Consider the following 15,858-nt stretch of genomic DNA (forward strand, 5'->3'; position numbering starts at 1 on the left):
GTCAAAATGCCGGAGGATCAGAAAAACGAAACAGGGGGTCAGAAAAAGCGCCTTGCATGAGGCGGGGAGACCTCGCTCATCTTGCCCACCAAGAAGAGCCTATTGCAGGCGGGGAAACAACGATGATCGCGAGCAGTCAATCCTGCGCGAGGGCTCGGCCCGGTCGCGCCTCCGAAGCCGGAAACGGTTGACCGGAACATGAGCCGCTCGGAGCATCTGGTGCGTGGAATTCCATCGTTCAGGCTGACGCAGGAGGAGGTCATCTTCTGCATCACGCTCGTCCTGATCGCGGCTTTCTCGATCTTCCTGCCCAGGTTTCTCACCGCCGGGAACATCCTCACGCTGCTGAACAACGTCGCGACGCTCGGCATCCTTGCGGTCGGCATGGCGCTGGTCGTCGTCGGGCGCGGCATCGACCTGACCATGAAAGCGGTGATGGTGATCGGCGTTGCGTTCAGCATCTGGCTGTCGACCACCGGCCTGCCGTTTGGCTGGGCACTGGTGGTTGGCGGGCTGCTCGTCATCCTCGTCGGCGTCGGCACCGGAACGCTCGTCGCGGTGGCGGACGTGCCGCCGATCTTCGCGACCCTCGGCCTCGCATCGGTGGTCTACGGCGCGGGGCGAATCGTCTTCAAGTCGGACGTGGTCTATGCTCCGACGGGGCACGGCTGGTTCACATTCCTCGGAACAGGGACAATCGCCGGCGTTCCCGTCTCGGTCTGCGTGGCGGCGGTGCTGGCTGGACTCGTGGCCCTGTTCCTGCGGAAGACCCGCTTCGGGCGGTTCATCTACGCGACCGGCGACAATCCTTTCGCCGCGCGCACCATGGGATTGCCGGCCCGGCCGGTCATCATCTCGCAATATGCCGCCAGCGCCCTGATGGCATTTCTGTCCGGCATCCTGATGTGCGCGGTGGTCTCCGGCATCAACACGCGCCTGTACAACTCGACGCTGATCTACGATGTGCTTCTCGTCGTTGTGCTTGGTGGCATTGGCCTTAGCGGTGGGCAGGGCGGTGTCCGCAATGTGATCGTGGGCACGATCCTTGTCGGCGTTCTCACTAACGGCATGACGATCCTCAACATCAGCTTCACGGCCCAGAACCTCATCAAGGGCGTGATCCTGCTTGGCGCTCTGGCGATCGATGCGCTGCTCAATCCGCGCGACGAACAGACCTCGCAGAGTGGCGATATCTAGGACGAACGCCTCAAGCGATTACAAACCGGGAGGACATCATGGTTTCAGTTCTGCGAAAATTGTTGTTGACGGGCCTCGTGCTCGGGGGCCTTGCGTCCGCGACGCCGAGCATCGCCGCCGAGGTGCAGCAGGTCGGCAGAGAGGCATATCTGAAGGCCCTCAAGGGCAAGAAGGTGATCTTCGTTCCGATCTCCCAGGGCTTCGACCTCAACCAGGCCTGGGTGACGGTATGGCAGCGGCATGCTCAACGCTATGGTTTCACGCTCGAAGTGCGCGATCCCAACATGAATACAGAGGCGGGCATTCGCGCGCTGACCGGCGCTATCGCCGAGAAGCCCGATCTGCTGATCGTGCAGAATCCGGACGTGCAGACCTATGCGCGCCAATTGAAGCAGGCTCAGGAGGCCGGAATTCCGGTGCTTCAGGTCAACATGCAGTCGGCGACCCAGACGGATTCGTATGTGGGAAACGATTGGATCGAGATGGGCCGGATCGAGATGGGCGAACTCGCCAAGGCGTGCGCCAAGGGCAAGGGCCCGTCCACCAAGGTCGTCTGGCTCGCCGGGGTGGAGACCGGTGCGGCCAACATCTACATGCGCCAGGGCATCAACGAGGTGCTGGCCGCCAATCCCGACCTTCAGCTCGTCTCCGATCAGGCCGCCAATTACGACTCCGACAAGGCGCGCCAGATCACTGCGACGGTTCTCCAGCAGCATCCCGATCTCTGCGGCGTGATGGGCATCTGGGACAACGCCGAGGTCGGCGCCGGAGCTGCCGTGGCAGCCGCGGGCAAGACCGGGCAGGTCACGATCGTCACGAATGGCGCAGGAAGCCAGACCGGTTGCGACAGCATCAAGAAAGGGCTCCTGACCGTCGTCTATAACTTCCATGCCGACATCCAGGGCGAGATCGCGGCAGGCCAGATATCCGAGCTGCTGCAAGGCAACCGCAAGGCGGCTGCCGTCAAGGACGTGTTCTTCGGGCCGGTGACGCGGGTCGACAAGAATAATGCGACCGGCCGCAACTGCTGGACGCTCGACGAGCTCAAGTAAGAGGCATGTCGCGCTACGGCCCCAGGGCCGGCGAGCGCAGGGAATGAGCGAGATGAGTTTTTCGACCGATATCGTTCGCTGGCGGTACAAGCTTCTCCCCGATCACGTGATCGGGGAGGTCCTCACCAAGAAGTGGGTCGATAGCGCCATCCCGTTCCTGGCGCTGGCGCTGCTCGTGTTCGGCCTGGGACCGTTCGTTCCGCACTTCTTCGAATGGACCACGCTCGGAAACCTCGCGCGCCAGTTTGCGGAGTTTGGGCTGATCGTTCTCGGCCTCACGATCGTGATGATGTCGGGCGGAATCGATCTGTCCGTCGGCTCGGTTTTCGCACTGTCCGTGCTGATGTCCCTGATCGGCATGAATGTCGAGGGATGGAGCGCTGGTACTGGTCTCGTTGCCACACTGGCTGTCGGAGCCTCATGCGGTGCTTTGAACGGGCTGCTTGTCGGCTATGTCCGGATGCGTGCGTTCCTCACGACACTGGTCACCCTCATCATCTTCCGATCGTTGTTCGAGATCGTCTTTCCCGAGTTCTCGACGGCGATTGTGACCAACATGTCCGACTCCGCTGCGTTTGAATATCTCGGCACCGCGAATATCGGGTTGGCGCCGGTCTCCTTCCTGATCACGGCCGCCATCGCAATCGGCGTTCACGTGGTACTCTCGCGCACACGGTATGGCTGGCATCTACTCGCCGTCGGTGGGGCGCGCCGTTCGGCGTACAATGCCGGCATCAATGTACGCTGGACGATTTTCAGCGCCTATGTTTGTTGCAGCACCCTCGTTGCCCTGTCCGGATTCCTGTTCGCGAGCCGAATCGGGAGCGCGGCGTCGGACGTCGGGGCGGGACTCGAGCTGCAGGCGCTCACGGCCACTGTGCTGGGCGGCATCTCGCTGGGTGGTGGGCGGGGCACGGTCTCCAAGGCGATCATGGGGGCCGTTTTCGTGCTGCTCCTGTCGAACAGCTTCCTCGCGCTCGCGATCTCCGGCCCCGGGGCCGACCTCGTGCTGGGTCTGATCCTTGTCGCCGCCGTCTTCCTTGACGTGCGCTGGGTCAAGAACCGCCACAAGCTGCTGCGGAGCGTCTACATTTCCCCGGCCTATGCCCGCATGCCCGACCCCATCCCGACGGACCTGGGCGCCGGCGCCATGGCACCGAACGACACGCTGCGCGACGTCGGCGTCATCGGCCTTGGCATTCTGGAGGGCGCCGAGGACGTCATCTTCGATCGCCACGACAACCTCTACACAGGCAACCGTCACGGCGACATCGTGCGCTGGCTTCCGCCCGATTATCAGCGCTGGGAGGTGCTGGCGCATATCGGCGGCTCGCCGCTGGGGATGGCGTTCGATCGCCAGGGACATCTCAACATCTGCGTCGCGGGAATGGGCCTCTATCAGGTCGAGATGAACGGCACGGTGCGCCGCCTGACCGCGGAGACGAACCGGAGCCTGCTGTCGATCATCGACGATTCCAACATGAAGCTCGCGGACGATCTCGACATCGCGCCCGATGGCACGATCTATTTCAGCGAGGCGACGACGCGATTCGAGATGCACGACTGGTATTCGGACGCGCTCGAGAGTCGCGGCAACGGCCGTATCATCCGCTACGACCCGAAGACCAGAAGGACCCGGACCGTTCTGAAGAACCTCGTGTTTCCGAACGGCATCTGCATGTCCTACGACAACGAATCCCTGCTCTTCGCGGAAAGCTGGGCTTGCCGGATCAGTCGGTACTATTTCGATGGACCGAAGAAGGGCGAGGTGGAGGTCGTCATTCCGAACCTTCCCGGTTACCCCGACAACATCAATCGCGCGTCCGACGGGTGCTACTGGCTGGCCTTGATGGGGATGCGTACACCGGCGCTCGACCTGTCGCTCGAGATGCCGGGCTTCCGCAAGAGGATGTCGCGGCGGTGCTCCGAAGATGCCTGGCTGATGCCGAATTTGAACACCGGTTGTGTTCTCAAGTTCAACGAGCGCGGCGAGATCCTCGAAAGCTATTGGGATCAGGGCGGTCAGAAGCATCCCATGATCACCTCGATGCGCGAGCACAAGGGCGTGCTTTATCTCTGCGGAATCTTCAACAACAGGATGGGGACATACCGGCTGGAGGGAGCCGACCCCGCGTTCTGCGGTGTGGACAGCTATTGGGGCCGCCGCTCGTGAAATGGATCGACAATGTGCTGGGGCGCCGCGAAGGCGCGGTCACGGTGCCAGTGCTCGACGGCCCGTTCCTGTCGAACCAGAAGCTCGAGGCCGCACCGGTCCTCTGCCTGGTCGATCAGGTCGACAACCTCGTGGCTCTCGGTGCCAACCTCTTTGCCTCGAGCGGCTCCGGGCTGCTCCGTCTGCGGCCGACCTCCTCCTCAGGTCCGGAGACGGTGGCAAGGTTCGATGCCCCCATCTCGGCGATGGCTGGACTGGGTGACGCGCTGGCGATCGGGCTGGACCGCAAGGGCCTCGTCGTGCGGGGCGGTCGCTTCGACGGCAAGGTGGTGCAGCATTCAGGTGATGTCCTGCATTGCCCGACCGCGATCGCGTGGCTGGACGAGTCGACGCTCGCCGTGTGCAACGGGTCGAAACATGTCGGTGCACTCGACTGGCGGCGTGCGCTGATGACGAAGGATCTTTCCGGCTCAGTCGTCGTCGTCGATCTCGTCAAGGACCGGGTTACGATCGCAGCGACCGGATTGGGGTGGCCATCCGGATTGGCGGCATCAGACGGACAGGTGTTCGTCTCCGAGTGTCTGCGTCACCGCGTCCTTGCGCTGGCGCTTCCGGCTGGAAAGCCCGTTGAGCTTGTCACCAGCCTGCCTGGCTATCCCGCACGCCTGACGCGCGCGGCTGCCGGTGGCATTTGGCTTTCCTTCTATTCCGTGCGCAACCAGCTCGTGGAGTTCATCCTGCGCGAGGATGAATACAGGACCCGTATGGTCAACGAGCTGCCGGAAGAGCACTGGGTGGCCCCGTCACTCTGTTCAGGACGCAGCTTCAAGGAGCCGATGCACGGAAGCCAGCTGAAGCAGATGGGCATCCTGAAGCCCTATTCGGTCACGCGGTCTTATGGGCTGATAGCGTATTGCGACGCGAGCATGACGCCCATCGGATCCTTCCACTCCCGCGCGGACGGCACGCGGCATGGTGTCGTGGCGGCCGCCGAATGCGCAGGCGCGCTCTACCTCGCCAGCCGCGGTTCGAACGCGGTCCTGGAAATCCGCGATCCGGCGACGGCCCTCTCGGAGTAATCGCATGCAGCCAATTCTGGAAATCCGCAACGGAACGAAGCTGTTTGGAAGGATCCCCGCCTTCCAGGAAGTCGATTTCGCCGTTTCGCCGGGAGAGGTTCACGCCATTCTCGGCGAGAACGGTGCCGGCAAGTCGACGCTGACGAAGGTTCTTGCCGGCGTCTACAAGCTCACTTCCGGAGAGATGCTCCTGAACGGGACGCCGGTGCAGTTGTCGACGCCTGCCGAAGGCCTGAAGCAGGGCGTTGTCATGGTCTACCAGGGGACCAATCTCGTGCCGTCGATGACGGTGGCACAGAACATCTACCTAGTACCCACTTTTCTTGGAACGTGAGTCGTGATTCAAGGTCGGGATGATACCCGAAGCAAGAGAAGTCCACCTTTCGAGGAAAGATCGCAAGGTGCTTGAGGCGTGCTGTCGCTCACCGGTGACGTTGCAGCGCGATTTGAAGCGGGCGCGGATAGTTCTGTTGGCGGCGGATGGGCGCAGCACCCGGTCGATCGCCAAGGAAGTTGGGGTCCAGCCGCGGATTGTCAGCCTTTGGCGGCATCGCTATGCCGACCATGGCCTTGAAGGGCTGCAAGACAAGCCGCGGCCTGGCAAGCAGCCGATCTATACGAAGACGACCGACAAGCGGATTCTGAAGCTGCTGGATAAGCCGCCACCGCAAGGGTTTGCGCGCTGGACCGGCCCCCTGCTGGCCGAGGCGCTGGGCGATGTCGATGTCCAATATGTCTGGCGGTTCCTGCGCAGCCACAAGATTGACCTGGTGGCTCGCAAGTCCTGGTGCGAGAGCAACGACCCGAACTTTACGGCCAAAGCCGCCGATGTTGTCGGCCTCTATGTCGCGCCGCCGGCGAAGGCCATTGTGCTGTGCGTGGACGAGAAGCCCTCGATCCAGGCTTTGGAGCGAGCGCAGGGTTATCTGAAGTTGCCCAATGGCCGCGCCTTGACCGGCCAAAGCCACGATTACAAGCGGCATGGCACCACAACATTGTTTGCGGCGCTCGAAGTCGCCACCGGAAAGATCATCGCGACCCATTCAAAACGCCGGCGCCGCGTCGAGTTTCTCGATTTCATGAACAGCGTCACCGCGGCTTTTCCGAACCGCAAGCTTCACGTCATCCTCGACAACCTCAACACCCATAAAAAGAACGAGGACTGGCTCAAGGCCCACCCCAACGTGCAATTTCATTTCACGCCGACAAGTGCGTCATGGCTCAATTAGGTCGAAGTATGGTTTTCCATCTTGCAGGGGCAGTCGCTCAGCGGCACCTCCTTCACGAGCCTCAAGCAGCTTCAGGAACACATCGATGCCTACGTCAACGCATACAACGACAGAGCCGAGCCCTTCGTCTGGACCAAGAAAAAGGTCCGTCAACGCCGTTTCAAAGGCCGCCGTATCACTCAGCTCTGATTCCGGGTACTAGTACCCACTTTTCTTGGAACGTGAGTCGTGATTCAAGGTCGGGATGATACCCGAAGCAAGAGAAGTCCACCTTTCGAGGAAAGATCGCAAGGTGCTTGAGGCGTGCTGTCGCTCACCGGTGACGTTGCAGCGCGATTTGAAGCGGGCGCGGATAGTTCTGTTGGCGGCGGATGGGCGCAGCACCCGGTCGATCGCCAAGGAAGTTGGGGTCCAGCCGCGGATTGTCAGCCTTTGGCGGCATCGCTATGCCGACCATGGCCTTGAAGGGCTGCAAGACAAGCCGCGGCCTGGCAAGCAGCCGATCTATACGAAGACGACCGACAAGCGGATTCTGAAGCTGCTGGATAAGCCGCCACCGCAAGGGTTTGCGCGCTGGACCGGCCCCCTGCTGGCCGAGGCGCTGGGCGATGTCGATGTCCAATATGTCTGGCGGTTCCTGCGCAGCCACAAGATTGACCTGGTGGCTCGCAAGTCCTGGTGCGAGAGCAACGACCCGAACTTTACGGCCAAAGCCGCCGATGTTGTCGGCCTCTATGTCGCGCCGCCGGCGAAGGCCATTGTGCTGTGCGTGGACGAGAAGCCCTCGATCCAGGCTTTGGAGCGAGCGCAGGGTTATCTGAAGTTGCCCAATGGCCGCGCCTTGACCGGCCAAAGCCACGATTACAAGCGGCATGGCACCACAACATTGTTTGCGGCGCTCGAAGTCGCCACCGGAAAGATCATCGCGACCCATTCAAAACGCCGGCGCCGCGTCGAGTTTCTCGATTTCATGAACAGCGTCACCGCGGCTTTTCCGAACCGCAAGCTTCACGTCATCCTCGACAACCTCAACACCCATAAAAAGAACGAGGACTGGCTCAAGGCCCACCCCAACGTGCAATTTCATTTCACGCCGACAAGTGCGTCATGGCTCAATCAGGTCGAAGTATGGTTTTCCATCTTGCAGGGGCAGTCGCTCAGCGGCACCTCCTTCACGAGCCTCAAGCAGCTTCAGGAACACATCGATGCCTACGTCAACGCATACAACGACAGAGCCGAGCCCTTCGTCTGGACCAAGAAAAAGGTCCGTCAACGCCGTTTCAAAGGCCGCCGTATCACTCAGCTCTGATTCCGGGTACTAGACGGCCTGCCACAGCATATGCCGGCTGTCCCAACACGATCATGTGGGGCACGACACCGGCGACCGGACATGCAAGAGATGAACGAGGTCACCGTGACGAGGGTCGGAATTATCGGCGTAGGCCTGATGGGCCACGGCATCGCGAAGAACGTCCTGGCGCGGGGCCGCTTCCCCCTGGCGTTTCTCGATCACCCGGGCAACCAGCCCGTCGACGATCTCGTCGGACTCGGTGCCACAGCCTGCAAGACTCCTGCTGACGTAGCAGATGTATCAGACATCATCCTCCTCTGCGTCACCGGTTCGCCCCAGGTCGAAGCGGTTCTCACGGGTGACGCGGGCGTCTTGTCCCGGCTGCGCAAGGGAACCATCATCGTCGATTGTTCGACCGCATTGCCGGAATCGACATTGCGGATGGCCGCGGCCGTCCGCACCGCCGGCGGGGCCTTCCTCGATGCGCCCATGACCCGCACGGCAAAGCATGCGGAAGATGGGGCGCTGAACCTTCTGGTTGGAGGCGACGAAACAGATTTTCAGAATGCCTGCGCGGTCCTCGCATCCTTCACCGAGCGGGTCGAAAGAGTTGGGCCGGTGAGCTTTGGTCATCGGCTCAAGCTGCTCCACAACTATGTCTCGATCGGGTTCATGGCGCTGCTCAGCGAGGCCGCCGCACAGGCAGCCGATGCGGGCGTCGATCCCGCGGTTTTCGTCGATGTCCTCGCCAAAGGAGGCGGGGCCGGCGCTGCGCTACAGCGTATGACGCCAGCCATCGTGACGGACGACGTCGGCACGGTCCCGTTCTTCATCGGCAATGCGTTGAAGGACATCGATTACTACCGGACCATGGCAAGCGCATCCGGCGCATCCAGGACGATCGCGGACGGCGTTGCCGGCGCGATCGCGGCAGTGGTCGAGAGCGGTCACGGCGGGGCGTACATACCGGAATTGGCGCGCTTCCTGCGGAAGCCGCATCCGGCCGCCTAGAGGCCCTGCCCGAGTTGAAGAATCACCGCTATGAAAGCGCGAAATCAGACAACGGCGAGGCATCCGTCCATCGCCTCTATTGAGACAGGAGTACTACGATGACGAAAGCTGAGATCCGATTTCCGCTCGACGGCCGAGCCCGAAAGATGTTCGTCGATGGCGCGTGGGTGGAAGCCCGCTCGGGCAAGGTCTTCGAGACGCGCAATCCTGCGACCGGCGAAGTGATCGGTCGTGTACCGCGCGGCGAGGCGGCCGACATCAGCGTGGCGGTCGCTGCGGCCCGACGCGCTTTCGTAGGACCGTGGAGCCGTTTCAAGCCGTTCGAGCGGCAGGCGCTGCTCCTGCGTATCGCCGACCTGTTCGAGAAGCACTGGGAGGAGATCAGCCAATCCGATACGGCCGATATGGGAATGCCGATCGCCCGGACGCGCGCAAACAAGCTTCGCGTGATCGGCATGCTGCGATACTACGCCGGCATGGCGACCGCGCTCCATGGGCAGACGGTAGATAATTCGCTTCCGGGGGACATCGTCTCGTTCACGCGGAAGGAGCCCGTCGGCGTGGTTGGCGCCATCATCCCCTGGAATGCGCCGACGGCCGCATCGGTCTGGAAGATCGGGCCCGCGCTCGCAACCGGCTGCACGATCGTGCTCAAGCCGTCGGAAGAGGCGCCGCTGACGCCGCTGCTGATCGCGGACCTGATGAACGAGGCCGGCGTGCCGCCCGGCGTCGTCAACGTGGTGACCGGAACCGGGGTGGAGGCCGGCGCGCCTCTGGCCGAGCATCCCGATGTCGAGAAGATCGTCTTCACCGGCTCCACCGCGACCGGCCAGGCGATCATCCGGGCTTCGGCCGGCAACCTCAAGCGGGTGTCTCTCGAGCTTGGCGGAAAGTCACCGGTCATCGTCTGCGCCGACGCTGATCTCGACAAGGCCGTGCCGATCGCCGCGATGGCCGCATTCGCCAATTCGGGCCAGATCTGCATCGCCGGCTCGCGCCTGTTCGTGGAGCGTAAAATCCATGATGAATTGGTCGAGCGGCTCGGGAAGTTCGCCTCGGCCCTGAAGATCGGCGATGGCGCGGATCCGACGACGGAGATCGGACCTCTCGTTTCCCAGCGACAGCTCGACAAGGTCGAGGGCTTCCTGCAAAGCGGGCGCGAGGAGGGCGCGAAGGTGGTGGCCGGCGGCCGGCGCGTGAGGGAGGGGAATCTTGCGAAGGGTAACTTCGTCGAGCCGACCGTGTTCGCCGGCGTCTCCGATGATATGCAGATCGCCCGTGACGAAATCTTCGGGCCGGTTATTTCCGCACTGCCGTTCGACACCCTCGACGAGGCAGTGGAAAGAGCCAATGCGACGCCGTACGGGCTCGCGGCAGGTGTCTTCACGCGCGACGTGAGCAAGGCCCACGTCATCTCTCGCAGCCTCCGCGCAGGGTCGGTGTGGGTGAACACCTACCACGCGCTGGATCCCGCAATGCCATTCGGCGGCTACAAGATGAGCGGATATGGCCGCGAGGGCGGCACCGAGCATCTCGACGAATATCTGCACACGAAGGGTGTCTGGATCAAGCTGGACTGACCTTGAGACGCATGCGATCGCATGCGTGCCTGCCGTGCGCAATCTGAGGCAACCACAGATGCAATTCACCGAGCGAGTATCATGAAAGACACTTACACAATTGCTGTCGTGCATGGCGACGGCATCGGCCCTGAAGTGGCGCGTGCGGCGGTCGCGGTGCTGCAGGCCGGCGTCCAGGCCGGCACGCTGCGGTTCGTGGACTATCCCGCGGGCGCCGATCATTTCCTGAAGACGGGGGACTCGTTCCCGGCAGCCTCGTTCGAGGGCTGCAGGACAGCCGACGCCATTCTGCACGGTGCGGCCGGCATTCCCGGCGTGGTCCATCCCGACGGGACCGAGGCCGGGCTCGACTTCACGTTGACGCTCCGCTTCAAGCTCGACCTTTTTGCCAATGTGCGGCCGATCAAACTCTACAAGGGCGTTCCGTCGCCCCTGGGGCGGCCGGGTCCGATCGATTACGTCATCGTCAGGGAGAACAGCGAAGGGCTCTATGCCGCGCGCGGCGCGGGTGCGCTACTGAGGGAAGAAGTGGCTGTCGATACCCTCGTCCAGACCCGGAAGGGCGTCGAGCGCATCGTACGGTTCGCGTTCGAACTGGCCAGAACGCGCAACGGCTCGCCGAAGGACGGACGGCGCCGCGTGACCTGCTGCGACAAGGCCAATGTGCTGCGGACCTACGCGTTCTTCCGTGCCGTGTTCGACGAGGTGGCGAAGGATTATCCCGACATCGAGGCCGAGCACGTCCTAGTTGACGCGATGACGGTTCATCTCGTCAACAAGCCCTCTCATTTCGACGTCATCGTTACCGAGAACATGTTCGGCGACATCATTTCCGATCTCGGTGCGGCGACGGTCGGCGGCATGGGCATGGCTCCATCGGAAGAGGTCGGTGACGGGATCGGTTTCTTCCAGGCCTCGCACGGCTCGGCGCCCGACATCGCGGGAAAGGGGCTCGCCAATCCCTATGGAACCATCCTGGCATCGATCCTGATGCTGAGGCGTCTGGATCAGCGCCATCGCGATAGCCGGCTGAAGCTTAGGGCCGACAGGATCGAAGCTGCGGTGTGCGCCGGGCTGGAGGACCCCGCATTGAGGACCCGCGACATCGGCGGCGTCGCGCCGACCAATCAGGTCGTGGATGCTCTGCTGAAACGGCTTTGATGCGCCGGGCTCAGCGGAGCTGGGCAAGGCTGGTTCGTATCAAGGTAATCAGCCGTTCGGTGTTGGGGCGGAGGATCGGCCCGCGCGCGGTGATCAGGCCGACCTGACGGAGCCCGACATGGTTGGAGATCGGCACCATGCGAAATTGCTGCACTCCGGCCTGCACCAGCGCGACCCGGGGCACGATTGCAATGCCGAGCCCGGACGCCGCAAGGGCCATTGCCGTCGTGGCCTGCTGGACCTCGAACGGGACATCGAGATGGATTCCGAGTGTCTCCAGCGTGTCATCGATCAATCCCCGGACAGCAGTCGATTTCGACAGCATGATCGTGGGCTTGTCGACGAGGTCGGCAAAGCAGACGCTCGACTGTCCCTCGTCGAAGACGGGCGGCACGCAAGCATAGAGCGGATCCTCGAGGATCGGCTCGAACTCGAAATCCTCCATGCCAGGAATCTGCGGACCAACTCCGAATTCGACATCCCGCCGTCGCAGCAGTTCAAGCATGGGCCCGGTCGGCAACTCCATGAGTTGCACCTGGGTGTTCGGATGACGGATCTTGAAAGTCGCCAGGATGTTCGGAAGCCAGCCAGTCGCAAGCGTCGGGACGCAGGCCATCTGAATGTGGCGGCTGCGCGACTGAGCTGCTTCCGTCAGCAAATCGAGCCCTGACTGGACCTCCTGCAGCGCACGCTTGGCCTGTTCGAACAGGATCCGGCCTTCAGGCGTCAGCAGGACCTTCTGCGGCGTTCTGCGAAAGAGCTGGACGCCGATCTGCTCCTCCAGCCCGCGGACCTGCATGCTCACCGCGGACGGAGACCGGTTCGATTCCTGTGCGGCTTTCCTGAAGCTTTCGTGCTCCGCCGCGAGCAGGAAGGTATGGAGAAGCTTGAGATTGATGTTCGACAACGGCTGCTACCTTGTTCGGCGTCTATGCGGCTTATCGCAGGGGGACGAGGGTTCCTCTCTTTGCCCGGAATGGGGCCACCCGCAATATCCAGTGCTGATTGGCAGGCACGCGCACGAAGAAATCTGCAGCCAGGTTGCGGTGCAGCAAGTCCCGGTCGGCCGGGCAAAAGCAGCGTTGTGATCGTGCGACAGACGCCCATTTTCGGCCGGATAAGCTCCAGTCTGAGACCGGCGAGCCATTGATTGCTCTCAACCCGTCGCAATCTCTTGATCAGCGGGTCCGAGGTTAGAGCCCTGGTGCGCCCACCAAATCGGCGGCTTAACGGGGGGAACCGTTTGAGCAGCTGATTTCTCGGACGGTCTTTTCCGATATCGGGCCCTGACGATGTGTAGGGCTACCCCGCGCTATAGCTTGAGGTCCTGCATCAAAGTGACTGCGCTGGCGGTGACGTGATCTTACCGCGCGGACGATTTCACCCGCCGGAGAGGGCGATCCGGACCTTGACGGACTGGAGCGAGAGTCCCCGTTTTTCAATCGGTAAGAAGGCAGGTGATCTTCAAGTCCATACCGGAGACGCCATCTATCAATCCGACCGTGGATGGTCGGTTCGCGCATCAATCGCGACCACATAGTCTGCGTGAAGAGTAAGCGGAGCCTTCGATCCGTCGAGAACCACACGGAGACTCTTCGGATAGTATCCAACGCCAATCACTCTCCCGGTTTTTCCAGCCAAGCGAGGGCCAGCTGTGGGCTTTACCTGAATACGCGACCCCGATGGAAATTTGGGGTTGGTTTGGGCCGATCCTGACATGGTTGGCCTACGGTTTGACGTAGGTCCAGCCCATCTCCTGCAATTCCATCACGCGCACGACGCCCGACTTCACGACCTCCGCCTGCCGAACAATCGGTATGTCCTTGCTCTCGGCCTTCTGCATTTTCTCCTGGGTGTTGCCGCAGGCCTTGAACGAAACCTCGGGCGTGCTCAGGGCCATCTCCTCGATGCGCGTCTTTACCGGCGAGGTGTCTTCACGCAGCATGTGCAGGCCGGGTCCGAACGTGACGACCTCGATCTTCACCTTCTCGCCAGCGTCCTTGTAGTATTGCGCCACATTGGTCGCGTTGTTGAGCGCGAGATTCATCGCTGCGGGGTCGTTGGTATTCACCTGCAGGATCAAATGATGTTCTCTTTTCTTTGCTGCGGCCGAATCCTCCATGCGGGCAAACGCGGATTGCTTCCGCGTCGCCGTCGCCGTCGTCGGCTTCGCCACGTGTTGCCTCGCATGGCCCGCCTTGTGCGGGACGGGTTGCCCGTCCGCCGGCGTCCAGTACTTTCCGCCCTGCTCCGCGGCCGAAAACGATGCGGAAACCAGAACGGCGATCGCTGCCATCACGACCGATTTGGCGATATGTTGAAATCTGATCATTATCCGCCTCCATCGAAGAAAATCATATGCACACCATCAACGATTTGGTGTCGCGATCGCGCGCGGCCATTTGCACGCCGCGGCGATCTTCGCACGCGCCGCATCCAGCCCGGCGAGGGAGAACGTCCCGTCACGGGCAGCGCCGCCCCGTGGTGAGAGCAGGACAATAAGGTCCCCGCTGCCTGGAAGCGACTGCAGTAAGCGAAGGACGTCCCCGGTGAACGCGACGCCGGGACCGAATGCCGGGGCGGCTGCCGAAACCTGCACCGCCGGATTGTCATTGACGCGATAGGAAATCGCATCGTCACCGCCTCCGCGGGAGATGCCGGGTCCCGCGAGTGCCAGCTCCGTCCGGCCACCGCGGCAGCGAATCGATAATTGCATCGCGGACTCGCCGGTCCCGCTGCGCGACGATGTCGTAGCGGTCGCGATCGGTGAGTAGTCGATGGGGGAGGTCGTCTGGCTGACGATCCAGTCGTCTTCGGGCGTCGGGCGATTCTGAGGCGCGATGGTACGCGTCATTTTATTCAGACACGCCAGGCGCTCCGCGTGGTCCTTCTGAAGGCAGGAACGGAGCTGCGTCATGGGATCCTGGGCCAACGCAATGCCGCCTGTAGCCCCGAGCACAATAAGAAGAAGGACCGCGGCGCGTTTCATTGCGATGCTTGTGTTGCGCGGGGCTGGCGATCCAGCCACAGCTGCGCCGCAGGGACGCGCGTGAGACCCGGAACCGTCGCAGCAAGGTTGATGGATTTCCACTTCGGATCGAAGCCTGGCCCCTGCAATCTGTCGATCCGGGAGAACAGGTGATCGATGAAGCGCGCGACGCGCTCGGAGCGGTTCGAGTTGGCCGGCCAGTTGAATGCGACCAGAGCGGTCGGCACCGCGATCGTTGAAACCCGTTCGCCCGGTTTGATCAGAGCGGGATAGTCGGCTTCACCGAGGGCAGCGGGAAGATAGTAGTCCTCGAACCTGCCGTCGTAGGGGAGAGGCAGGAACTTGAATCCCGGCTCCCAGCGGCCCCGCACGAAAGCATCCACCGGCTTCGAAGTAATGAAGACGACGGCGGCCATCTCGCCCTTGCGCATCTGCTCGAGCGCGACCTGGTGCGGAATGAACGTCTTTTCCACCTCGAGGTTGAGGCGGCTGAAGATCAGCGGCCCCGAATAGGCCGCAGCGGTGCCCTGCGTATTGAAATTGACCTTCTTGCCGGCGAGATCGCTCAAGCTCTGAATCTCCGGCCGAACGAAGATATGCAGCTCGGACGGGAACAGATTCAGGACATACGCAATTCGTCGCTGGATGTCCGGCACCTGGCTCTTGTACTCCTCGAGCGCGTCGGAGTTGATGATTGCCGCGTCGATGCCCCGCAAATAGAGCAGCGAATTCACGTTTTCAGTTGCCCCGCGGGTGACCACCGGCAGGACATGGAGGTTATCCCCATCGTCGACCACACGCGCGATCTCCGCCGCCAGGCGGATCGGCGCGCCCTCGAGAAGACCTCCGGCCAGGCCGATCGTCCAGGCGTTCATGGCGGTCACCTCAGGCCTTGGCTGCGGCGGCTCGGGCCGCGCCAGACGGACCTTGTGAGGCCGAATGTCCTGCGGCCGCGCATCCGCCCAGGGTTGAATGGCCAGGAGCAATGATGCGAGCGCCACGAGCAACAGCAGCCGTTGCAATTCCATGAATCTTTTCATCAACGAACTCCTTTACGCACGCTGCATCCGTGTCTGCGCTTTCGATCCTTGATGGC

At 62.3% G+C, this 15,858-nt stretch carries 13 protein-coding genes and 1 pseudogene; 10 read left to right on the forward strand and 4 right to left on the reverse strand.

The window, feature by feature from the left end; all coding sequences use genetic code 11:
* Positions 1–198 precede the first annotated feature (198 nt).
* The 10 genes and pseudogenes from ACFLEY_RS11870 (at position 199) to ACFLEY_RS11915 (ending at position 11,773) form a co-directional block, all read left to right on the forward strand.
* The gene (locus ACFLEY_RS11870) at positions 199–1,197 is read left to right on the forward strand and encodes an ABC transporter permease (protein ID WP_060908508.1); all 999 of its coding nucleotides are present in this window, start codon (positions 199–201) and stop codon (positions 1,195–1,197) included.
* 38 nt (positions 1,198–1,235) lie between these two features.
* On the forward strand, positions 1,236–2,249 hold the full coding sequence (locus tag ACFLEY_RS11875; RefSeq protein ID WP_060908507.1) for a sugar ABC transporter substrate-binding protein: 1,014 nt from the start codon (positions 1,236–1,238) through the stop codon (positions 2,247–2,249).
* Positions 2,250–2,301: 52 nt separating this feature from the next.
* On the forward strand, positions 2,302–4,422 hold the full coding sequence (locus tag ACFLEY_RS11880; RefSeq protein ID WP_249162895.1) for an SMP-30/gluconolactonase/LRE family protein: 2,121 nt from the start codon (positions 2,302–2,304) through the stop codon (positions 4,420–4,422).
* Entirely contained in the window at positions 4,419–5,501 is a 1,083-nt protein-coding gene (locus ACFLEY_RS11885) for a strictosidine synthase (RefSeq protein WP_129557362.1), read from the forward strand. The genes ACFLEY_RS11880 and ACFLEY_RS11885 overlap by 4 nt, the downstream gene beginning before the upstream one ends.
* Positions 5,502–5,505: 4 nt before the next feature.
* Positions 5,506–5,835 (forward strand): ATP-binding cassette domain-containing protein, encoded by a 330-nt coding sequence (locus ACFLEY_RS11890; RefSeq protein WP_060908505.1) that lies wholly within the window; start codon positions 5,506–5,508, stop codon positions 5,833–5,835.
* A 19-nt stretch (positions 5,836–5,854) separates the two neighbouring features.
* Positions 5,855–6,919 (forward strand): annotated as a pseudogene (locus ACFLEY_RS11895) (IS630-like element ISRj1 family transposase).
* Positions 6,920–6,974: 55 nt separating this feature from the next.
* Positions 6,975–8,039: an IS630-like element ISRj1 family transposase gene (locus tag ACFLEY_RS11900; protein WP_026192128.1), complete on the forward strand. Its 1,065-nt coding sequence runs from the start codon at positions 6,975–6,977 to the stop codon at positions 8,037–8,039.
* Between the two features lie 90 nt (positions 8,040–8,129).
* Complete coding sequence (locus ACFLEY_RS11905) at positions 8,130–9,032, forward strand: NAD(P)-dependent oxidoreductase (RefSeq protein WP_396604642.1); 903 nt, start codon at positions 8,130–8,132, stop codon at positions 9,030–9,032.
* Positions 9,033–9,130: 98 nt separating this feature from the next.
* The gene (locus tag ACFLEY_RS11910; protein ID WP_211433894.1) at positions 9,131–10,612 is read left to right on the forward strand and encodes an aldehyde dehydrogenase; all 1,482 of its coding nucleotides are present in this window, start codon (positions 9,131–9,133) and stop codon (positions 10,610–10,612) included.
* A gap of 81 nt (positions 10,613–10,693) precedes the next feature.
* Positions 10,694–11,773: an isocitrate/isopropylmalate dehydrogenase family protein gene (locus tag ACFLEY_RS11915; RefSeq protein ID WP_060908504.1), complete on the forward strand. Its 1,080-nt coding sequence runs from the start codon at positions 10,694–10,696 to the stop codon at positions 11,771–11,773.
* A 10-nt stretch (positions 11,774–11,783) separates the two neighbouring features.
* Here the strand turns inward: ACFLEY_RS11915 and ACFLEY_RS11920 are convergent, their stop codons facing one another.
* From ACFLEY_RS11920 to ACFLEY_RS11935, 4 genes are all read right to left on the reverse strand, one after another.
* Entirely contained in the window at positions 11,784–12,680 is an 897-nt protein-coding gene (locus tag ACFLEY_RS11920; protein WP_038967682.1) for a LysR family transcriptional regulator, read from the reverse strand.
* 819 nt (positions 12,681–13,499) lie between these two features.
* Positions 13,500–14,105: a DsrE family protein gene (locus ACFLEY_RS11925; RefSeq protein ID WP_011089058.1), complete on the reverse strand. Its 606-nt coding sequence runs from the start codon at positions 14,103–14,105 to the stop codon at positions 13,500–13,502.
* 36 nt (positions 14,106–14,141) lie between these two features.
* Positions 14,142–14,762 (reverse strand): hypothetical protein, encoded by a 621-nt coding sequence (locus ACFLEY_RS11930; RefSeq protein ID WP_060908503.1) that lies wholly within the window; start codon positions 14,760–14,762, stop codon positions 14,142–14,144.
* The gene (locus ACFLEY_RS11935; RefSeq protein ID WP_396604643.1) at positions 14,759–15,790 is read right to left on the reverse strand and encodes a TAXI family TRAP transporter solute-binding subunit; all 1,032 of its coding nucleotides are present in this window, start codon (positions 15,788–15,790) and stop codon (positions 14,759–14,761) included. Before ACFLEY_RS11935 ends, ACFLEY_RS11930 begins: the two co-directional genes overlap by 4 nt.
* Positions 15,791–15,858: the final 68 nt, after the last annotated feature.

It is taken from the genome of Bradyrhizobium sp. YCK136 (assembly GCF_044570075.1).
In the GTDB taxonomy this organism is placed as follows: Bacteria; Pseudomonadota; Alphaproteobacteria; order Rhizobiales; family Xanthobacteraceae; genus Bradyrhizobium; species Bradyrhizobium diazoefficiens.